General features: G+C 72.9%; 14 protein-coding genes and 3 tRNA genes. 10 read left to right on the forward strand and 7 right to left on the reverse strand.

Annotation, left to right across the window (positions count from 1 at the left end; all coding sequences use genetic code 11):
• Window positions 1-8 precede the first annotated feature (8 nt).
• Window positions 9-1,181 carry a hypothetical protein gene (locus AC0VX6_RS07625; protein WP_475467930.1) on the reverse strand — a complete coding sequence of 391 codons (1,173 nt, stop codon included), beginning with the start codon at window positions 1,179-1,181 and terminating at the stop codon, window positions 9-11.
• Between the two features lie 220 nt (window positions 1,182-1,401).
• Here AC0VX6_RS07625 and dnaG point away from each other — a divergent pair, with 220 nt between their 5' ends.
• The 5 genes from dnaG (at window position 1,402) to AC0VX6_RS07650 (ending at window position 10,518) form a co-directional block, all read left to right on the forward strand.
• On the forward strand, window positions 1,402-3,273 hold the full coding sequence (gene dnaG, locus AC0VX6_RS07630; RefSeq protein WP_475467932.1) for a DNA primase: 1,872 nt from the start codon (window positions 1,402-1,404) through the stop codon (window positions 3,271-3,273).
• 119 nt (window positions 3,274-3,392) lie between these two features.
• On the forward strand, window positions 3,393-4,487 hold the full coding sequence (gene rpoD / locus AC0VX6_RS07635) for an RNA polymerase sigma factor RpoD (RefSeq protein ID WP_475469277.1): 1,095 nt from the start codon (window positions 3,393-3,395) through the stop codon (window positions 4,485-4,487).
• A gap of 214 nt (window positions 4,488-4,701) precedes the next feature.
• Window positions 4,702-6,021: a glycoside hydrolase family 18 protein gene (locus AC0VX6_RS07640; protein WP_475467934.1), complete on the forward strand. Its 1,320-nt coding sequence runs from the start codon at window positions 4,702-4,704 to the stop codon at window positions 6,019-6,021.
• Window positions 6,022-6,365: 344 nt separating this feature from the next.
• Window positions 6,366-9,314 carry an FAD-binding and (Fe-S)-binding domain-containing protein gene (locus tag AC0VX6_RS07645; protein WP_274976811.1) on the forward strand — a complete coding sequence of 983 codons (2,949 nt, stop codon included), beginning with the start codon at window positions 6,366-6,368 and terminating at the stop codon, window positions 9,312-9,314.
• A gap of 316 nt (window positions 9,315-9,630) precedes the next feature.
• The gene (locus tag AC0VX6_RS07650; protein ID WP_274976812.1) at window positions 9,631-10,518 is read left to right on the forward strand and encodes an endo alpha-1,4 polygalactosaminidase; all 888 of its coding nucleotides are present in this window, start codon (window positions 9,631-9,633) and stop codon (window positions 10,516-10,518) included.
• An 84-nt stretch (window positions 10,519-10,602) separates the two neighbouring features.
• On the opposite strand, the gene AC0VX6_RS07655 is transcribed toward AC0VX6_RS07650, so the two are convergent.
• Both AC0VX6_RS07655 and AC0VX6_RS07660 read right to left on the reverse strand, forming a co-directional pair.
• Complete coding sequence (locus tag AC0VX6_RS07655) at window positions 10,603-11,124, reverse strand: hypothetical protein (protein ID WP_274976813.1); 522 nt, start codon at window positions 11,122-11,124, stop codon at window positions 10,603-10,605.
• Complete coding sequence (locus tag AC0VX6_RS07660) at window positions 11,124-11,465, reverse strand: hypothetical protein (protein WP_274976814.1); 342 nt, start codon at window positions 11,463-11,465, stop codon at window positions 11,124-11,126. Before AC0VX6_RS07660 ends, AC0VX6_RS07655 begins: the two co-directional genes overlap by 1 nt.
• A gap of 155 nt (window positions 11,466-11,620) precedes the next feature.
• Here AC0VX6_RS07660 and AC0VX6_RS07665 point away from each other — a divergent pair.
• Window positions 11,621-11,693, forward strand: a tRNA-Asn gene (locus AC0VX6_RS07665).
• Window positions 11,694-11,858: 165 nt separating this feature from the next.
• Window positions 11,859-11,931, forward strand: a tRNA-Asn gene (locus tag AC0VX6_RS07670).
• Between the two features lie 595 nt (window positions 11,932-12,526).
• On the opposite strand, the gene AC0VX6_RS07675 is transcribed toward AC0VX6_RS07670, so the two are convergent.
• The gene (locus AC0VX6_RS07675; protein ID WP_475467937.1) at window positions 12,527-13,414 is read right to left on the reverse strand and encodes an SAM-dependent methyltransferase; all 888 of its coding nucleotides are present in this window, start codon (window positions 13,412-13,414) and stop codon (window positions 12,527-12,529) included.
• 672 nt (window positions 13,415-14,086) lie between these two features.
• Between AC0VX6_RS07675 and AC0VX6_RS07680 the strand changes: the two genes are divergently transcribed.
• Complete coding sequence (locus AC0VX6_RS07680; RefSeq protein WP_475467938.1) at window positions 14,087-14,791, forward strand: RibD family protein; 705 nt, start codon at window positions 14,087-14,089, stop codon at window positions 14,789-14,791.
• Window positions 14,788-15,258, forward strand: a complete 471-nt coding sequence (locus tag AC0VX6_RS07685; protein ID WP_475467939.1) for a dCMP deaminase — start codon at window positions 14,788-14,790, stop codon at window positions 15,256-15,258. The genes AC0VX6_RS07680 and AC0VX6_RS07685 overlap by 4 nt, the downstream gene beginning before the upstream one ends.
• Before the next feature lie 27 nt (window positions 15,259-15,285).
• Here AC0VX6_RS07685 and AC0VX6_RS07690 read toward each other — a convergent pair whose 3' ends face one another.
• The 3 genes from AC0VX6_RS07690 to AC0VX6_RS07700 all read right to left on the reverse strand — a co-directional run bounded on the left by AC0VX6_RS07690 (window position 15,286) and on the right by AC0VX6_RS07700 (window position 19,679).
• Window positions 15,286-15,630, reverse strand: a complete 345-nt coding sequence (locus AC0VX6_RS07690; RefSeq protein ID WP_274976818.1) for a hypothetical protein — start codon at window positions 15,628-15,630, stop codon at window positions 15,286-15,288.
• Between the two features lie 410 nt (window positions 15,631-16,040).
• A complete protein-coding gene (locus AC0VX6_RS07695; protein ID WP_274978082.1) occupies window positions 16,041-18,533 on the reverse strand; it encodes a DEAD/DEAH box helicase in 2,493 nt (830 codons plus the stop codon).
• Window positions 18,534-18,689: 156 nt separating this feature from the next.
• Entirely contained in the window at window positions 18,690-19,679 is a 990-nt protein-coding gene (locus AC0VX6_RS07700; RefSeq protein ID WP_274976819.1) for a malate dehydrogenase, read from the reverse strand.
• A 267-nt stretch (window positions 19,680-19,946) separates the two neighbouring features.
• On the opposite strand from AC0VX6_RS07700, the gene AC0VX6_RS07705 reads away from it, so the two are divergent.
• Window positions 19,947-20,020: transfer RNA gene (locus tag AC0VX6_RS07705), tRNA-Ile, on the forward strand.
• The last annotated feature ends 314 nt before the right edge of the window (window positions 20,021-20,334 follow it).

A 20,334-nucleotide genomic window follows, 5' to 3' on the forward strand; every position in this document is an offset into this window, starting at 1 on the left:
GCCATGCCCTAGCCCCCGCTCCCGGCGCCGCCGTCGCGCACCGACGCGTCCGGGGCGGGCGGGCGCATCCCGTTGCTGCTGTAGGAGTCCTCGATCCCCGTCAACAGGGTCTCCAGGACCTCGTAGGTGGGCGTGTTCACCACGTCCGCCACCCGGGTGCGCACCGGCAGCCCGTGCTCGGCCACCAGGTCCTCGAACTGGGTGCCGCCCTCGGTGCGGAACCCGTGCGCGGCGGCCAGCTCCTGGAGCCGCGGGTCCTCGGTGAGCAGGCGGCCGACCGCGTCGCCCGCCTCTGTGAACGGCACGACGGTGTGCACGGCGTACACGGTCGGCCCGGGGTAGAGCACCACCGCGTCGTCGGCGAGCGCGGGCCCGTTGACCATCGCGTCCACGTACTGCGCCTCGTAGGCCCACAGCAGCGGCGTGTGCCCCGCCCCCAGGTCGCGGTACTGGTCGAAGGGCTGCTGTGAGGACTCCGGCGGCTGGCCCTGGGCCAGGAACAGGCGCGACAGCGTCCGGGTGAGCTCCTCGTCCACCCCGCCCGGCGCGACCACCTCCTCGCCGTTGAGCAGGTAGGACAGGGCCGCCACGTGCATCGCCGCCGAGTTGGAGGTGCGCGGGTCGGTGGTGCGCACCAGCACCTCGTTGCGGTTGCTGGCGCTGACCGCGTCCCCGGGCAGGTCGCGCCAGCGGGTGCGCTCCTCGGTCAGCTCCAGGTAGGCGGCCAGGTCCAGCGACCACGTGCCGTCCCCGGCCTGTTCGGCGACCCCGGCGCCCTCCAGGGCGTCCACCATCGGCTGGTAGCTCAGCAGCACCATGGGTGTGCTGAAGGGCCGGTACTCGGCGGAGATCCCGTGCCGCCCGCGCACGTGCTCGGAGGCCGGACCCGATCCGGGGGAGACGAAGTCGGCGCCCTCGGCGTCCTCGGCCATCAGGCGCGAGCCCCGGGGGCGCACCCGCACCTCGTACCCGAGTTCGGCGAAGCGCTCCACGACCAGCCCGTCCTCGAACAGCTCCACCTTCTCCGAGCCGACCAAGCCCTCCACGAGGACCGTGACGCCGCCGGTCAGGCGGTTGACCACGACGAAGCCGAGCGCCACGGCCAGGACCACCGCGAGGGCCGAGGCGACCACGACGAACCAGAAAGCGCCGCGGCCGGACGTGTGGGGGAGTCCGCGCACCTGTACCGAGCCTCCTCGGGGAACCGGTCATCGGGGGGAACCCGATGGTCCCAGAGCCCGCGGGCGCGGAACCGGCCGGAAGGTGGCCGCCCGGTGGCGCGGCGGGGAAACCCGGGCACCGGCGCCGCCGCGCCTCGGGGGGAGGGCCCTCGCTGCGCGGGGACGGGCGGGACCGCGGACGGCGGTCCGGGTGTCGGCGGGGAGAACTACCCTGGAGACCGTGGCAGGCCGGATCAGAGACGAAGACATCGCCCTCGTACGCGAGCGCGCGCCCATCGCCGACGTGATCGGCGAGTACCTCCAGCTCCGCAACGCCGGGGGCGGGTCGCTGAAGGGACTGTGCCCCTTCCACGACGAGAAGTCCCCCTCCTTCAACGTCACCCCCTCCAAGAACCTGTTCTACTGTTTCGGCTGCGGGGAGGGCGGGGACACCATCTCCTTCCTCCAGAGGATCGACAGCCTCAGCTTCACCGAGGCCGTCGAGACGCTCGCCCGCCAAGCGGGCATCACCCTGCGCTACGAGGAGGGCGGGCGCAGCGCCGCCAGGCACGACACCGGCAAGCGCCAGCGCATGCTCGACGCCCACCGCGCCGCCGCCGAGTTCTACGCCGAACAGCTCCTCTCCCCGGGCGCGGTCACCGCCCGGCGCTTCCTGGACGAGCGCGGGTTCAACCGCGCGCACGCCGAGCACTTCGGCCTGGGCTACGCCCCCGCCGGATGGGAGAACCTCACCGCGCACCTGCGCCGCAAGGGCTTCACCGACGCCGAGCTGGTCGAGGGCGGCCTGGCCAGCCAGGGGCGGCGCGGCGCCTACGACCGCTTCCGCAACCGGCTGCTGTGGCCCATCCGCGAGGTCACCGGCGAGGTGGTCGGGTTCGGCGCCCGCAAGCTCGACCCCGAGGAGGACGGGCCCAAGTACCTCAACTCCCCCGAGAGCCCCGTCTTCCACAAGGGGCGGCTGCTGTACGGGCTCGACCTGGCCAAGCGCAACATCGCCCGGGAGGGCAAGGCGGTCATCGTCGAGGGCTACACCGACGTCATGGCCTGCCACCTCGCCGGTGAGGACACCGCCGTGGCCACCTGCGGCACCTCCTTCGGCGAGGACCACGTCAAGATCCTGCGCCGCATGCTGCTGGGCCGCACAGGACAGAGCGGCAGGGTCGTGTTCACCTTCGACGGAGACAAGGCGGGCCAGAAGGCGGCCGTGCGCGCCTTCGCCGAGGAGCACGGGTTCGCCTCCGAGACCTTCGTCGCCGTTCAGCCCGACGGGCTCGACCCCTGCGACCTGCGACTCCAGCACGGACCGCAGGCCGTGGTCGACCTCGTCAAGGACGCCGCCCCGCTGTACGAGTTCATGATCCGCAACGTCATGGAGAGCTACGACCTGTCCACCCCCGAGGGCAGGATGGCCGCCCTGGACGCCGCCGCTCCGGTGGTCGCCAGCATCCGCGACGAGGGCGTGCGCCGCGACTACGGCAGGAACCTGGACCGCTGGATCGGCATCCTGGACGAGGCCTTCGTGCTGCGCCGGGTCAACCAGCACATGCGCGGCGCCCGGGGACGCGGCCCCGGGCCGCGGACGGCCCCCGCGCGGCCCGTGCCCACCCCGGACGCGCAGGAGGCGCCCTACAACCTGGGCGACCCCTCCGTGCAGCGCGAGCGCCAGGCGCTCAAGATCGCCCTGCAGACCCCCTCGTTGGCCGTGGGCTTCGACGCGTTCACCGAGGAGGACTTCACCGTCCCCCAGCACCGCGCGGTGCTGGGGCTCATCACCGCCGCGGGCGGGGTGGCCGCCGCGCACGACCCCGCCGCGTGGGTGAACGGCCTGCGCGAGGCAGCCACCAATGACACACAGCGTGATTTCCTCACCCGTTTGGTGGTGGAACAACTGGAGTTCTACGGAGAACTCGACGAGCATTACGCCCGGCAAATACTGGGCACAATCAAGACTCATTCCATCAACCGGCGCGAGTCAAACCTGAGATCGGAACTGTCCCGCCTGGAGGGAACTCCGCAGGTGGAGGAACAACAGCGGCTGCTGACCGAACTCATGGCGCTCCAACAGCAAAAACGCGCTCTCCAGGAGATGTGACGGGGCGGTATGTAGCACCGGGGTGACAATAGTAGTTCTCCCTTCCCGGGTGCCCGAAAGGGCACAATGGGCGGGTGGCTCCAACAGTTGTGACCAACGAAACGCCGTCCATTCGACAGGTGGTCCGGCTGCTCCCCGACACGGGGCCCATCAGCCGTGAAGAGGTGGCCTCGGCCCTGGACCGGCTGGACGCGCCCCCGGACCACCTGGACCAGGCGGTCGCCCACCTCGCCCGGATCGGCGTGGAGGTCTCCGGCGCCGACGACACCGGTTCGGAGGACCCCGGCCCCGTCGTCGACGGCGGCCGGCGCTCCGGGTCGGACCTGGTCCGCCTCTACCTGCGCGAGATCGGCCGGGTACCGCTGCTGAGCGCCGAGCAGGAGGTCGAACTCGCCAAGGCGATCGAGGTCGGCCTCTACGCGCAGCACTGCGCGCCCGCGGAGGGCGTGCGCACCGCCGAGGAGCTGGCCTGCCTGGTCGAGGAGGGGCTGCGGGCCAAGAGGAGCCTGATCGAGGCCAACCTGCGCCTGGTGGTGTCCATCGCCAAGAGGTACATGGGCCGGGGCCTGCTCCTGCTCGACCTCGTCCAGGAGGGCAACCTGGGCCTGATCCGGGCCGTGGAGAAGTTCGACTACGGCAAGGGCTTCAAGTTCTCCACCTACGCGACGTGGTGGATCCGCCAGGCCATCACGCGGGCGATCGCCGACCAGGCGCGCACGATCCGCATCCCCGTGCACATGGTCGAGACGATCAACAAGGTCGTCCGGGTCCAGCACCAGCTGCACCAGCAGCTCGGCCGCGAACCCAGCGTCGAGGAGATCTCCTCGGCCGCCGGGTTCGTCGGCCAGCGCGTCGTGGAGATCCAGCGCATCGCCCGGGAGCCGGTCTCGCTCCAGTCGCCCATCGGTGAGGAGGAGTCCGACTTCGGCGACTTCATCGAGGACTCCGACGCGGTCGCCCCCGTCGAGGCGGCGGCCTTCACCGTCCTCCAGGAGCAGCTGGGGGCCATCCTCGGCGGCCTGTCCGACCGCGAGCGGCGCATCATCCGGCTGCGCTTCGGGATGGCCGACGGCCACCCGCACACGCTGGAGGAGGTGGGGCGCGAGTTCGGGGTGACCCGCGAGCGCATCCGCCAGATCGAGGCCAAGACCCTGGCCAAGCTCCGCCACCCCTCGCGGGCCGGGAGCCTGCGCGACTTCATCCGCACCGACTGAGTGCGCACCGGCTGGGCCCGCACCGGCTGGGCCCGCACCGGCTGAGCGGCGGTACGGGGCGCCCGTCAGCGCCCGACCGCGTCCGGACGGTCGGCGGCCACCACCAACGCGTGGGCCGCCCCCGGGGTTCCCGTCCGGCGGACGGTCGGCCTGATGTGGCCGAACCGGTGTCGACCCGCCGCATCGGACGCGCTCGGCGTCTACCGTCGTAGGTGTGAGAACCACGCCAGCCCCGCCGGACGGCGCGCCGCCCCCGCGGCGCCGACCCCTGCTCGTCCTGGGCGCGGTCGTGGCCGCCGCAGTGCTGATCACGGGGGTCTTCGTGGCCGCGACCGGAAGGAACCCCGAGCGCATCGGGTACTTCGCCGACTGGAACGTGGCCAACCGCGGCTACACCGTCAAGGAGCTTGAGGACAGCGGGGCCCCCGAGCACCTGACCCGCCTGATGTGGGCGTTCGGCGACGTCAGCTCCGAGGGCCTGTGCCACATCCCGGGCACCCACGACCAGCCCTGGGAGCTGTACCAGCGGCGCTACGACGCCGACGAGAGCGTCAGCGGGCGGGCCGACGAGTACGAGCAGGAACTCGCGGGCAGCCTCAACCAGCTGCGCCAGCTCCAGGAGGGGCACCCCCGTCTGCGGGCCAGCCTGTCCCTGGGCGGCTGGAACTGGTCCACGCACTTCTCCACCGCGACCCGCACCCCCGAGTCCCGGGAGGCCTTCGTGGCCTCCTGCCTGGACCTGTGGCTGCGCGGCGACCTGCCGGTGTTCGAGGGCGAGCCGCAGGGCGGCGACGGGGTGGCCGCCGGGATCTTCGACGGCATCGACCTGGACTGGGAGTGGCCCGGGGGAGCGGGCCATCCGGACAACGTGGAGCACCCCGACGACGCGGCCAACTTCACCCTCCTGGCGGCCGAGTTCCGCCGCCAGATGGACGAGCTGTCCCGGGAGACCGGCGAGGAGTACGTCCTGTCCGCGTCGCTGCCCGGCGGGGCCGCGGCCAGCGAGGCCTACGACGCGCGGGTCTTCGAGTACCTGGACTTCGCCACCGTGCAGGGCTACGACTTCGCCGGTCCGTGGAGCGAGCGGACCGCCTACCACTCCAACCTGTACACCTCCGACGCCGACGCCAACAGCGTCGACCGTGCCGTGCGGCGCTACGTGGACCTGGGCGCGCCGCCGGACCGGCTCGTGATGGGCGTTCCGGCCTTCGGCCGCGGCTGGCGGTTGCAGGACCCCTCCGAGCCCGGGCCGGGGCAGCCGGTCGCGGGGCCCGCGGAGGACCGCTACGACGGCCCGACCATGGCCTTCTCCGAACTCCAGGAGATCGAGGGCCCCCGTGCCCTGGACGAGGAGGCGGGCGCCTCCTGGGTCCTGGACGGCGACGAGTGGTGGGCCTACGACAACCCCGAGGTGATCCGCCTCAAGGGCGAGTACGTGCTCGAACAGGGGTTGGGCGGGCTCATGGTGTGGAACCTGGACATGGACCCCCGCGGCGAGCTGGTGCGGGCCATGGACGAGTCCCTCGGGGGCTGACCCCCGGGGCGTACGGCGCGGGCACCGGTTCCGGAGGAACCCGGACACCGTCTTGACTCCGCGCTCCCGGCTCCGCGCTCCCGGCTCCGCGCTCCCGGCTCCGCGCTCCCGGCTCCGCGCTCCCGGCCCCGTGTCCCCGACCAGGTTCCCGGCTCCGCACTCCCGGACACCGGCCCCGACTCCGGGCTCCGGGCTCCGCGCCTTCGACTCAGGGCTCCGGCCACGCGTCCGCGACCCCACGCCCCCGGCCCCGCGTCCCCGGTTCCGGACGGCGCGGCGGGGCGGTGCGGACGGGCAGCGCGGCACGCTTGCGGCGCCGCGGCCGCAGCCGCCACGCTGGCACCATGGCCGACCCGCACAGCAGCACCACAGCCCGAACCGACGTCGCCGCCCTGCGCCGCGACCTGGAGAGCCGCGTCCGGGGCACGGTCGCCTTCGACGCGGGCACCCGCGCCCTCTACACCTCCGACGCCTCCAACTACCGCCGGGTCCCGCTGGCCGTGGTGGTCCCCGAGACCGTCGAGGACTGCGTGGCGGCGGTCCGCACCTGCGCTGAGCACGGTGCTGCGATCGTGCCCCGGGGCGGCGGCACCTCCATCGCGGGCAACGCCATCGGCACCGGCGTCGTCATCGACACCTCACGCCACCTGCGCGCCATCGAGCACATCGACCCCGTGGCGCGCACCGCCACCGTGCAACCCGGCGTCATCCTCGACGACCTGCGCCGCGCCGCCGCCGAGCACGGGCTCACCTTCGCCCCCGACCCCTCCACCCACAGCCGCTGCACCGTGGGCGGCATGGTCGGCAACAACGCCTGCGGCTCCCACTCGGTCGCCTGGGGCACCACCGCCGACAACATCGTCTCCCTCGACGTGCTGCTCAGCGACGGGACCCGGCTCACCGTCGGCTCCAGCGGCGGCGAGGAGGAGCACCGCGCCCTGGCCGCGCGCCCCGGGCGCGAGGGGCGGATCCACGCCGCCCTCGCCCGCCTCGTGGACGCCCACCGCGCCGAGCTGCGCACCGCGATGCCCGACTTCCGCCGCCGCGTGTCCGGCTACGCCCTGGACCGCCTGCTGCCGGAGAAGGGCCGCGACGTCGCCGCCGCCCTCGTGGGCACCGAGGGCACCTGCGTGTTCGTCCTCGGCGCCACCGTGCGCCTGGTCGAGTCGCCGCCCGCCCGCGCCTTGGCCGTCCTCGGTTACCCGGACGCCCCCGCGGCCGCCGACGCCGTCCCCGACCTGCTCGGCCACGGCCCGCTCACCGTCGAGGGCATCAACCACCGCATGGTCGCCTCCCTGGACCGGTTCGGCTCCGGCTCGCGCGTGCCGCTGCCCGAGGGCGGGGCCTGGCTCCTGGTGGAGGTCGCCGGGAAGGACCCCGCGGACGCCGCCGACGCCGCGGAGGGCATGCTGGCCGCCCTGGCGGGCGCCTCCCGCCCCCGCGACGCCCTCGTCGTCTCCGACCCCGCCCACCAGAAGGCGCTCTGGCGCATCCGGGAGGAGGGCGCCGGGCTCACCCAGCGCACGCCCTCGGGGGCCGAGGCCTGGTCGGGATGGGAGGACGCCGCGGTGCCGCCCGAGAACCTGGGCGACTACCTGCGCGACTTCGAGGCGCTCATGGAGCGCCACGGCCGCTTCGGCGTGGTCTACGGCCACTTCGGCGACGGCTGCCTGCACGTGCGCATCGACTTCGAGCTCACCACCGAGCGGGGTCGGCGCGAGTACCGGGAGTTCATGGAGGAGGCCGCCGACACCGTGGTCCGGCACGGAGGCTCCCTGTCGGGCGAGCACGGTGACGGCCAGGCGCGCTCGGAGCTCCTGGCCCGCATGTACCCGGCCTCCCTCATCCGCGCCTTCGGCGAGTTCAAGCGGATCTGGGACCCCGCGGGCCTCATGAACCCCGGCGTCATCGTCGATCCGCTGCCGCTGGACTCCGACGTCCGGGTGGCCGCCGTCCCCGGCCCCTCCGGCTCCGGCCCCGTGCTGCCGCTGCTCTCGCGGGCCGAACTGGCCTACCGCGAGGACGACGGCGACCTCGCCAAGGCGCTGCGCCGCTGCTCCGGGGTGGGCAAGTGCCGCCGTCAGGAGGGGCCGGGCGTCATGTGCCCCAGCTACCAGGTCACCCAGGAGGAGAAGCACTCCACCCGGGGCCGCGCCCACCTGCTGTTCGAGATGGCCAGCGGCGACGTCATCACCGACGGCTGGCGCTCGGAGGAGGTGCGCGAGAGCCTGGACCTGTGCCTGTCCTGCAAGGGATGCCTGAGCGACTGCCCGGTCAACGTGGACATGGCCTCCTACAAGGCCGAGTTCCTGCACCAGCACTACCGGGGCAGGGTCCGCCCGGCCGCCCACTACTCCATGGGCTGGCTGCCCCTCTGGGCGCGCCTGGCCTCGATCGCCCCGGCCGAGACCAACCGCGCCGCCCGGCTGCCCGGGGTGTCGCGCCTGGCCAAGAGGGTCGCGGGCGTGGCCGCCCAGCGCGACCTGCCGTCGTTCGCCCGCACCACCTTCACCCGCGCGTTCCGGCGCCGCGCCGCACGCGGGCAGGCCCGCGTCGGCGGACCCCGGGTGGTGCTGTGGCCGGACACCTTCGGCAACCACCTCAACCCGAACGTGCCCGCGGCCGCCGTGCGCGTGCTGGAGGACGCCGGTTTCACTGTGGTGCTGCCCCAGGGACAGGTGTGCTGCGGCCTGACGTGGGTGTCCACCGGGCAGCTGGACACCGCCCGCGCGGTGATGCGCCGCGCGGTGCGGGCGCTGGAGCCGCTGGTGGAGGAGGGGCTGCCCGTGGTGGGCCTGGAGCCCAGCTGCACCGCCGCGCTCCGTCACGACCTGGTCGAACTGCTCCCGGGGGAGCGGAGCGAGCGGGTGGCCGCGGCCGTGCGCACCCTCGCGGGCTTCCTCAACGAGTACGCGCCCGACTGGCGGCCGCCCCGGATCGCGGCCTCGGCCCTGGCGCAGGTGCACTGCCACCAGCACGCGGTGATCGGCTTCGACGCCGACCGCGAGCTGATCGCCCGCGCGGGGATCGACGGCGAGGTGCTGGACTCGGGCTGCTGCGGGCTGGCGGGCGACTTCGGGTTCACCGAGGGCCACTACGAGGTGTCCGCGGCCATCGGCGAACGCGAGCTGCTGCCCCGCGTGCGCGGCGCCTCCCCGGACACGCTGGTGCTGGCCGACGGCTACAGCTGCCGCACCCAGATCGAGCAGGGGGCGGGCCGCCGGGCGCTGCACCTGGCCGAGGTGCTGGCTCGGGGGCTGGCCGAACGCGACGCGCGGAAGCCGGCCGGGTGACCCGCCCGTGTGTGACTCCTGTTGTGTCCTGAGGCTCGTGTGACCCTGCCGACACCCCCGGCGGGTTCCCGCAGCTCCTGGCCCTCCGGGGAGCGTGTCCGGTCGGTGGCCCGGAGGCTGAGCCTTTCGTCGGACCGTGTCCGTGGCTAAGGTGACCGTGCGTTCCGGCGCGGGCTCCGCCCGTGACCCCCGGGTTCCGCGGGCCGGGCCCCGCGCCGGGCGCGAGCACCTACCGTAGGCGCCGTCCCGCCCGCGCGGCGGGACCGCCGACCACCAGGCGGCGGAACACCCCACCGCCGCAGAACGGGGTTCCTCCATGTCCACACCCACCGGACTCCGCGCCGCTGCGGCCGTCGGCCTGACGGCGCTCCTGGCCGCGGGCTGCGCGAGCCAGGGCGGTGGCGAACTCGCCTCGTCCACCTCCTCCACCGCGGACACCGCCGACACCGCCGCCGCGACGGCCGCCTTCGAGGGCTTCCCCGAGGGCACGCTGGACTACCAGCTCGGCGCCTCCTACGCCCCGCCCTCGGGCGTGGGCACGGTGGTGCGCGACTCCACCTCCGAACCGGCGGAGGGGACGTACTCCGTCTGCTACGTCAACGGCTTCCAGACCCAGCCCGGCGACCTGGAGTGGTGGCTGGAGGAGCACGCGGACCTGATCCTGCGCGACGCCTCGGGCGAGCCCGTCATCGACGAGGACTGGGACGACGAGCGCCTCCTGGACACCTCCACCGAGGGCAAGCGCTCCGACATCGCGGCCGTCCTCGGCGAGACCATCGCCGACTGCGCGGACAAGGGCTTCGACGCGGTCGAGTTCGACAACCTCGACTCCAACCTGCGCTCCCAGGGTCTGCTCACGATCGACGACAACCTCGCGCTGGCCTCCGCACTGGTCGAGATCACCCACGGACACGGCATGGCCGCGGGCCAGAAGAACGCCGCCGAGGACACCGAGCGCGGCAGGGACGAGGTCGGCTTCGACTTCGCCGTGACCGAGGAGTGCGCGGTGTGGAACGAGTGCGAGGCCTACACCGACGTCTACGGTGACAACGTCCTGGCGGTGGAGTACCCCCACGCGCTGGAGGAGGCGGGGATGACCTTCGAGGAGGCCTGCGCCGCCCCGGGCGCGCCCTCCCGGATGATCCTGCGCGACCTGAACCTGGTCGGCCCCGACCACGGGGACTACGTCTACGACGCCTGCTGACCGGTCCCGGTCACCCGGAGCCGGGCGCGCGGGGCCTTCCCGCGGCCCGGCGCCGTCCGGCCGGCGCCGGGCCCCGGACGCGGCTCACACGCCCATCTGGTCGTGGAGGGCGTCCAGGGAGCGGGAGACGGCGTCGGGCAGGCGCGGATCCCGCTGGTCCACCCCCTCGCCCAGGTGGATGCGCCAGGCCACCTCGGCGCCGCCGGGCGCCCGCCGCGCCACCAGGCGAAAGCCCGTGGAGGAGTCCGGGTCGGGGAAGGGCACGAAGCGGTTGACCAGGATGGTCGCGGTGACCCGTTCGGAGACGGTCTCGGCCAGGCGGCGGTAGTCCACGCCGTCGGCGCCGGGGTCCGAGCGCAGCCGCACCGTGTGCTCGCCCGCGCCCTCCTCCAGGAAGGTGAAGGCGTCGGGGCTCCAGCTGGCCCGGTCGATGTCCTGCCAGGGCACCGCGCGCCCGTCGGGCAGGTGCAGGGCCCGGGTGGTGGCGGCCAGGAGCGGCGCCGCCTCCCCGGCCGGAGAGGCGACGGGCGCGTGGGCCAGCACGCGCTCGCCCCGCTCCAGCCGGGCGCGCAGCGCGGCGGGCACGCCCCTGGAGAACAGGGCCACTAGCGTTTCCCGCCGTTGCCGGGGGAGCCGTTCTCGTCCGTAGGCTGGGTGCCGTTGGACCTGTGGTTCTCCCACTCGACGAGTTCGACCTCCTCGTCGGTGGGCCGCGCGAGGAAGTCGCGCACGGACGTGACCGGCATCTTGTCCACGGCCTTGTCGTAGACGGTGCGGCCCGCGTTGCTGACCTGGGCGCCGACCAGACCGGCGACCTCCTGGACGACCGGGCTGTCGGCCACCTTGCGCGCGGTGCGCGCGAGCTGCTCGTAGCGGGCCCTGCCCGCCCGTGCTCCCAGGACGTAACCGATGGCGAGTCCGGCGGCGAACGTGATCCGGTAACGCATGGTCTACCTCTTCACCCTTTGGAGACGATCGGCGTGATCCGTGCTCGACGTTACCCCGTCGCGACCCCGCCACACATGCCGACACCGGTCACGAGCACTCCGCGGGGACGCTAGGCTTGACGTGTCACCACGGCCCGGCCGTGGGGCACACGCCATCCCGCGTAGCTCAATCGGCAGAGCAGCCGGCTGTTAACCGGCAGGTTATTGGTTCGAGTCCAATCGCGGGAGCGCCCGGAGGGCCCGTCGGAAGCATCCGGCGGGCCCTCGGTCTTTCGGCGGCCGGACGGGCGACCGGAGCCGGTGCGCAGGTGCGAAAACACGTCGCGAGCACCCTTCGGAACGCGCTATGCTAGGGGATGTCGCCGAGCCCCCGGGGTTCGGGGACGGGTGCGATCCCGCGTAGCTCAATCGGCAGAGCAGCCGGCTGTTAACCGGCAGGTTATTGGTTCGAGTCCAATCGCGGGAGCAGCAGGACAGGGTCCTTTTCCGACAGGGAAGGGGCCCTGTCGTTTTCGTGCCCGGGCCTTCCGGCGCCCGGAAAGCACTGGTGCCCGCACAGGGCACCGCGGTCCCCGGAATCCCAGTCATCCCGGCTGTCTCACGCGTTCGTGCGTCGGTACTTTGTCGCCGCAGGTCTTCCGGAAGCCATTGCTCCTCTGGAAGTCCGCACGCGGCGGACGCGACGTGCGCCGGGACCGGTCCGACCGGCCTCCCGGTCTGTCGTGGCGACGGCATGATCCGTCGGACGGGACCGAGGACACGTGGCCCGGGGGCGGCTGCGCCCGGTCATCGGCGAGGAGAGCGGCACCGGGTCCGCGCCCGTGCTCTGGGGCGCCGTCCGTCGGTGCCGGGGCTCTGCGCCCGGGCGGCCGGGCCGCCCCGCCGGACATCCACCATCCGCGCCAGCGGTTCGGGCCGCTGGAGTGCTCCGAGGGTTCCCGTGGTCGGGACACGGGACCGCTCGGTGTCGGGGCCACTGGGCTGAGTGGCCCGGTGTGCGCGGTGGCGGACCTCGCCCGCTGCCGGTCCGGGCGGCTGCGACGCGGGGCGGAGGTGACGCCTCAGATTCCGGCGACTCCGCCGAGGAGCAGGCGGCGGTTGCGCTGGGGCATCTGGTAGCAGCCGGGTACCGGAGGGGCCACGGGCAGCGTGCGCCACCGCTGGACCTCGATCACGCCGGGCTCGGCAATGCGCCAGCCCTCGAAGAAGTCGAGGATGGCCCGCCGGGAGCGCCAGCGGCCGGAGCGCAGGCGCTCGGCGAACACCTGCTCCAGTTGCTCGGCCCGCGCCGCGTCCTTGGGGAAGACGGCGGAGTCGGGTCGGCAGTAGTGGCTGAGGACCATGTGGCTGCCGGGAGCCAGGGCGTCGCGCAGGGCGGCGATGTGCTCGGCCGGGTGGTCGGCGTCGGAGGTGTGCGTGACGGCACCGGTGAGCAGCAGGCCGACGGGCTCGTCCAGGTCGAGGAAGCTCCGGGTCTCGGAGCTGTCCAGGAGCTCGTCCGGACGGGTGAGCGAGGCGCGCACCGCGGTGGTGGTGCGCCGGTCGCGGAGCAGCGCGAGGTGGTGGGTCAGGACCACCGGATCGTCGGTGGCGTAGACGACGCGCGCCCGGGGATCGCTCTCGTGCGCGATCTCGTGCGGGTCGCCCGGTGCGGGCAGCCCCGCGCCGAACTGGATGAACTGCCGGATGCCCAGGTCCGCGCACAGGTGGCGGACGGCGCGCTGGAGGAAGGCCCTCTCGCCCAGCACGAGGTCCTGGAACCCGGGCGCGGCCCGCTCCGCGCGGCCGGCCAGGTCCCGGTCCGCCTCGAAGTGGTCCTTGCCCTTGAGGTGGAAGGAGTGCAGCCGGGCCACGCTGGGCCGGGTCAGGTCAACGGCGGGCGGTGGGTGGGCGCGGACGTGTTTGCCCCCCGCCTGCCTCAGGAAAAGGGGGGAGGTGAATCGAGACATCGCCGTCCTCTTGTCTGAGGTGGGAAGAGTGGTCGACCACTGGATTGTATTCCGCGTGAGCGGTGTTGTTAACCGAGTCACAGACTCCGGTCATAAAAATCGGTGTTCGCGGTGCCCGGGAAGTACTGCGGGGTGCGGCGAAGGGCGGTCCTGGGTGGGCTAGGGGTTATACACCTAATGTCCATTATGGGAGGAATCGGGATGGGGATCCGGAGGCCGCAAGCCCGTGACTACGGGCTTCCCGGGTTCCGTGAGCGCGCGTGTGTGGCGGTGGAGACGTGTGGGTAAGGGTGGTTGTGTCCCGCCCCCGGAGCAGAGCCGCGGGCTCCTTCCCCGTGCGGGAACGGCGAAAAGCGTTCCCCGCTCATATCGGAGGCAAATTCCGAGTACGCAGTCGCCACCTGCGGAAATTCCTTACCGTGCCCAGGAATGCGGCGCAACCGGTGAACGGCGGCGCGGCGGTCCGAAAACGCCGGAACACCGCTCGGACGCTGCCCCTTGCAGCCGCTGACCCTTCCGGTCGCGGGCTCTCGCGGACCCGGACACTCCTCGGATGCGGGCGTTCCCCGGGCACGGACGGCCCTCCTTACGCGTGCACTCCCCGGGCACTCCTGTACGCGGTACCCCCGGCGGCGGACCGCCCGGCCCCGCGCCGTGGCCTAGCCTGGGGCCATGGACCGCCCGTACACCATCCTCAGCTGCGCCATGTCGGTCGACGGACGCATCGACGACACCGGGCCCGAGCGGCTGCGCCTGTCCAACGAGGCCGACTTCGCCGAGGTCGACGAACTACGGGCGGAGTGCGACGCCATCCTCGTCGGCGCCGGCACCCTGCGCGCCGACAACCCCAGACTGCTGGTGCGCTCCCCGCGGCTGCGCGAACGCCGCCGGGAGCGCGGGCGCACCGAGCACCTGCTCAAGGCCCTGGTCACCCGCAGCGGCAAGTTCGACCCCGCGGCCCGCTTCTTCGCCACCGGGGACGCGGGAGCCGTCGTCTACACCGGCGGCGCGGGCGTGGACGCCGCCCGGCGCGCGCTGGCCGACCGCCCCGCCGCCGACCCGCCCGCCGAGGTCGTGGACGCCGGGGACCCGCCCACCGCCCGGGCCGTGCTGGCCGACCTGGCCGCCCGGGGCGTCGCCCGCCTGCTGGTCGAGGGCGGAGGGCACATCCACACCCTCTTCCTCACCTCGGGGTTGGTCGACGAGCTCCGCTTGGCGGTGGCCCCCTTCCTGGTGGGACAGGAGGACGCCCCGCGCTTCGTCGTGCCCGGCACCTTCCCGCAGACCCCCGACGCGCCGATGCGGCTGGTGGAGGCCAGGGCGCTGGGCGACGTGGCGGTCCTGCGCTACCGGCTGGCCCCGGGGGAGTGGGCGTGAGCGCCGGTCCGCCCCCCGCCGAGGGGGAGTCCGACGCCCGGTGGCTGCGCCGCACCGTCGAGCTGTCCCGCTCCTGTCCGCCCTCGGACACGGCGTTCTCGGTGGGCTGCGCCGTGGTCGCCGCCGACGGCACCGTCCTGGGCGAGGGCTACTCGCGCCGTGACGACCCGCACGACCACGCCGAGGAGGCGGCCCTGCGGGAGGTGGACGCCGACGACCCCCGGCTGGCCGGAGCCACCCTGTACTCGTCCCTGGAACCGTGCAGCTCCCGTGCCTCCCGGCCGCTGTCCTGCTCGGCGCTGATCCTGGCCACGCCCGTCGCGCGCGTGGTGTTCGCCTGGCGCGAGCCCTCCGTGTTCGTGGACTGCGACGGCGCCGAACGCCTGCGCGCGGCGGGCCGGACGGTCGTGGAGCGGCCCGACCTGGCCGGTGGCGTGCGCGAGGTCAACGCCCACCTGCTGGGCTGAGCGGGAGCCCGGTGGACGGCGGCCGCGTCATCTGAGGTTGCCCGCGTAGGAGTACAGGCGGCGCGTGCGGGCCTTGGTCTCCTCGTCCTCGTAGGGATTGGTGACGCGGGCGTGCACCGCCCCGGAGAAGTCGTCCCACTCCTGGGCGCTCATCCGGGGCGCCCTGGCGTCGAGGTGGCGCATGGCGACGGATTCCTCCATCTCCAGGAGTCCGTCGAGTACGTCGCTGGCCGACACCGACCTGCTGAAGGAACCGGCCACCTCGCGAACCCTTCCGGCGAACTCCTCGTCCCTGGACATCCGGCGGGCGACGTAGGCGGCGGCCGCGGCGCCTCCCGCGGCGACGGCCCAGGCGATCAGGGGAAGGGGCATGGTCGAACCTCCTGTGTGTGAAGGTCCGCACGACCGCTGGAACGGGAGGGGTCGGCGGGCAGGGGAGCGGGTCCGGCGGCGCCGGACCCCGTGTCGTCCTTTCTACCCGCCGGAGGCGGCCCGACCCGGGTTGTCCACAGGCCGGAACCGGGGGTGGCGCCGCCCATGGCCGCGGGTGTCTGCTTGATACAGGGGGCCCACCTCCCCAGACGGCATGAGCGTGCCCGGAAACGGCCGCTCCCGCGCGGCCAGCGGTGTCCGCGCGCCGAGCGGTGCCCGCGGCCGACCGCGTTCGCCGTGGTAACCGGTCGCACCCTTCACTGGTCGCACCCGTCAACAGGCCGTACCCGCCGACCGGCCGTACCCGTCAACCGGTCACCGTCCGCTGCCGCTGCCGGTACCGCCTGCCCCTACAGCCGGTCCACGTCCGCCACGTGCACCACCGCGCGCCCCTCGGCGTCGGACGCGGCCAGGTCCACCTCGGCGCTGATGCCCCAGTCGTGGTCGCCCGCCGGGTCGGCGAAGACCTGGCGGACCCGCCACAGCTCCGGCTCCTTCTCGATGAGCAGCATCGCCGGGCCGCGCGCGTCCGGACCGGTCCCGATCGCGTCGTGCTCCTCGAAGTAGGCGTCCAGGGCCTCCTCCCAGGCCTCGGCGTCCCACTCCCCGTCCTCGTCCAGCCGCCCGAGTTCGTCGTGGCGGCGCAGGGCGGCCAACTCCACGCGGCGGAACATCTCGTTGCGCACCAGCACCCGGAACGCCCGCTCGTTGGTGGTGACGGGCCGCACCTTCTCCTCGGCGGCGGCCGCGTCCTCCGGCACCTCCGCCTCGGGGTTGGTCAGCTGCTCCCACTCGTCCAGCAGACTGGAGTCCACCTGGCGGACCAGCTCGCCCAGCCACTCGATGAGGTCGCGCAGCTCCTCGGTCTTGGCGTCGTCGGGCACCGTCTGGTTGAGCGCCTTGTACGCGCTGGCCAGGTAGCGCAGCACGAGCCCCTCCGAGCGGGCCAGCTCGTAGAAGCCCACGTACTCGGTGAAGGTCATCGCCCGCTCGTACATGTCCCGGGCCACCGTCTTGGGACGGAGCGGGTGGTCGCCCACCCACGGGTGGCCGCGCCGGTACACCTCGTAGGCGTGGCCGAGCAGCTCCTCCAGCGGCTTGGGGTAGTCGACCTCCTCCAGCCGCTCCATGCGCTCGTCGTACTCGATGCCGTCCATCTTCATCTGCTGGACGGCCTCGCCGCGCGCCTTGTTGAGCTGGGCGCCCAGGATCTGCCGCGGGTCGTCCAGGGTGGACTCCACCACGCTGAGCACGTCCAGCGGGTACGTGGGCGACTCCTTGTCCAGCAGGTCCAGCGCGGCCAGCGCGAACGTGGACAGCGGCTGGTTGAGCGCGAAGTCGGCCTGGAGGTCCACGGTCAGCCGCGCGGTGCGCCCCTGCGCGTCGGGCTCGGGGAGCGCTTCCACGATCCCGCCGTCCAGCAGCGACCGGTAGATGGCGATGGCCTCGCTGATGTGGCGGCGCTGCCTGGGTCGGTCGTCGTGGTTCTCGGTGAGCAGGTGCTTCATAGCCGGGAAGCAGTCGCCCGGGCGGGCGATCACGCTCAGCAGCATGGCGTTGCTGACCCTGAACCGCGAGGTCAGGGGCTCGGGGTCGGACTCGATGAGCTTGGTGAAGGTGGCCTCGTCCCAGGAGACGAAACCCTCCGGGGCCTTCTTGCGCACCACCTTGCGCCGCTTCTTGGCGTCGTCGCCGACCTTGGCCAGCGCCTTCTCGTTCTCGATGACGTGCTCTGGCGCCTGGGCCACCACGTTGCCCACGGTGTCGAACCCGGCGCGGCCCGCGCGCCCGGCGATCTGGTGGAACTCGCGGGCGCGCAGGCGGCGCACGCGCACCCCGTCGTACTTGCTCAGCGCGGTGAACAGCACCGTGCGGATGGGCACGTTCACGCCCACACCCAGGGTGTCGGTGCCGCAGATCACCTTGAGCAGCCCCGACTGCGCCAGGCGTTCGACCAGGCGCCGGTACTTGGGCAGCATGCCCGCGTGGTGCACGCCGATGCCGTGCCGCACGTAGCGGGACAGGTTGCGGCCGAACTTGGTGGTGAAGCGGAAGTTGCCGATCTCCGCGGCGATCGCCGCCTTCTCCTCCTTGGTGCACATGTTGATGCTGGTCAGCGACTGCGCGCGCTCGACCGCCTGTGCCTGGGTGAAGTGCACGATGTACACGGGGGCGTTGCCGCTGCCGAGCAGCTCCTCCAGCGTCTCGTGCAGCGGGGTGACCCGGTAGTCGTAGTAGAGGGGGACGGGGCGCTCGGCCGAGGCCACCACGGCGGTGGAGCGCCCGGTGCGCTTCTCCAGGTCCTCCTCGAAGCGGCTGACGTCGCCCAGGGTGGCCGACATCAGCAGGAACTGCGCCTGCGGCATCTCCAGCAGCGGCACCTGCCACGCCCACCCGCGGTCGGGCTCGGCGTAGAAGTGGAACTCGTCCATGACGACCGTGTTGATGTCGGCGTTCGCGCCCTCGGCCAGGGCGATCTGGGCCAGGACCTCCGCCGTGCAGCACACGATGGGCGCGTCGGCGTTGACGCTGGCGTCGCCGGTCATCATGCCGACGTTGTCGGTGCCGAAGATCTTGCACAGGTCGAAGAACTTCTCCGACACCAGCGCCTTGATGGGCGCGGTGTAGAACGCGCACTCGTCACGGGCCAGCGCGGCGAAGAGCGCGCCGGTCGCCACCATGCTCTTGCCCGAGCCGGTGGGGGTGTTGAGGATGACGTTGGACCCGGAGACGACCTCGATGAGGGCCTCCTCCTGGTGCGGGTAGAGGGTGAGGCCCCGCTCCTCGGCCCACAAAGCGAACGCCTCGAAGAGGGAGTCGGGTTCTGGTTCGGCCGGAAGCACATCGATGAGACTCACGGTCTCTATACTGCCTGCTTCCCGGCCCCCTTGGGGACGGCGGCCGCCGCGCGCGGGCCCGGGGCCCCGCGACGACGACGGGCGCACCCCGCGCGGGGTGCGCCCGTCACGTCACCGGTGTCCCGGTGCGCGTCGCGGTGCTCAGACCAGGCCGAGCTGCTTGACGGTGTCGCGCTCCTCGACCAGCTCCTTGACGGAGGCGTCGATGCGGGCGCGGGAGAAGTCGTCGATCTCCAGGCCCTGCACGATCTCCCACCTGCCGCCGCGCGAGACGACGGGGAAGGAGGAGATGATGCCCTCGGGCACGCCGTAGGAGCCGTCGGAGGGGATGGCCGCGGAGGTCCAGTCGCCCTCGGGGGTGCCGTTGACCCAGTCGTGGACGTGGTCGATGGCGGCGTTGGCGGCGGAGGCCGCCGAGGAGGCGCCACGGGCCTCGATGATCGCGGCGCCGCGCTTGGCGACGGTCGGGATGAAGTCGTTCTCCAGCCAGGCCTGGTCGCCGACGGCCTTGGCCGCGTTGGCGCCGTTGACCTCGGCGTTGAACACGTCCGGGTACTGGGTGGCGGAGTGGTTGCCCCAGATCGTGAGCTTCTTGATGTCGTTGATCGACACGTCGAGCTTCTTGGCGAGCTGGGTGAGCGCGCGATTGTGGTCCAGGCGGGTCATCGCGGTGAAGCGCTCGGCCGGGACGTCCGGGGCGTGGCTCTGCGCGATGAGGGCGTTGGTGTTGGCGGGGTTGCCCACCACCAGCACGCGGATGTCGTCGGCCGCACCGGCGTTGATCGCCTCGCCCTGGGGCTTGAAGATGCCGCCGTTGGCCTCCAGCAGGTCGCCGCGCTCCATGCCCTTGCCGCGCGGGCGGGCGCCGACCAGCAGGGCGACGTTGGCGCCCTGGAAGGCCTGGGTGGCGTCGTCGAAGATGTCGATGCCCCGGAGCAGCGGGAAGGCGCAGTCGTCCAGCTCCATCGCCGTGCCCTCGGCGGCCTTGACGGCCTGCGGGATCTCCAGCAGGCGCAGCTTCACCGGGGTGTCGGCGCCGAGCAGCTGGCCGGAGGCGATCCGGAACAGCAGCGCGTAGCCGATCTGGCCGGCGGCGCCGGTGACGGTGACGTTGACGGGTGCTTTGGACATGACGTGAACTCTCCCTGACGACGTTTCGCGACCCGCGATGCTCACAACGGGTTCGACGCGGCTTCGGTACCGGGCGCTGGGGGCCGTCCAGGCGCGCGCCGCACCTCACCACCCTAGACCGCGCGCTCCCGCGTGCTGTGACCCAGGTGCGCGGTACGTGTCTTCGCGCCGTCCCGGGCGGGCGGCCGGGAGGCCCTGTCCGGTAACGGATTTAGGGCGGGGAAACGTCGGACCCACCCTGTTAGGATGGCGTTTGCCGATCACGGCGGGCCGGTAGCTCAGTTGGTTAGAGCAGGGGACTCATAATCCCTGGGTCGCGGGTTCGAGTCCTGCCCGGCCTACCCTCTCCGAACACGAAAAAAGCGCCGCTGACCTGTGGATACAGGGCAGTGGCGCTTTCTTTGCCGCGGGCTTGTGCCCGGAAACCGCCAGCGCGGTCCGCGGGCGCGCAATAGGCGCGCGAGTTCGCGCGGCGGGCGGTCGGCCGCCGTTCCGCGGCGCGGCGGCCGACCGTTCCGGCCGAAGGCGCTGGACACCCGCGTCACGTGCTCCGCCGATCCCCCGGCACCCCCCGTGACCCGCCCTCTTCCGGGTGCGGGCCGGGGAGGCGGCGCCACGGCCCCGGGGTCGCGGCGTCCGTTTCTTCGTCTGTATT

The sequence above is a fragment of the Nocardiopsis sp. iso_25 genome, assembly GCF_056173305.1.

Bases quoted from the DNA above. Each gene is read 5' to 3' on its own strand.
- AC0VX6_RS07680 (WP_475467938.1), top strand. From the start codon at position 14,087: ATGGACCGCCCGTACACCATCCTCAGCTGCGCCATGTCGGTCGACGGA.
- AC0VX6_RS07650 (WP_274976812.1), top strand. From the start codon at position 9,631: ATGTCCACACCCACCGGACTCCGCGCCGCTGCGGCCGTCGGCCTGACG.
- AC0VX6_RS07700 (WP_274976819.1), bottom strand. From the start codon at position 19,679: ATGTCCAAAGCACCCGTCAACGTCACCGTCACCGGCGCCGCCGGCCAG.
- AC0VX6_RS07690 (WP_274976818.1), bottom strand. From the start codon at position 15,630: ATGCCCCTTCCCCTGATCGCCTGGGCCGTCGCCGCGGGAGGCGCCGCG.
- AC0VX6_RS07660 (WP_274976814.1), bottom strand. From the start codon at position 11,465: ATGCGTTACCGGATCACGTTCGCCGCCGGACTCGCCATCGGTTACGTC.
- AC0VX6_RS07675 (WP_475467937.1), bottom strand. From the start codon at position 13,414: ATGTCTCGATTCACCTCCCCCCTTTTCCTGAGGCAGGCGGGGGGCAAA.
- AC0VX6_RS07645 (WP_274976811.1), top strand. From the start codon at position 6,366: ATGGCCGACCCGCACAGCAGCACCACAGCCCGAACCGACGTCGCCGCC.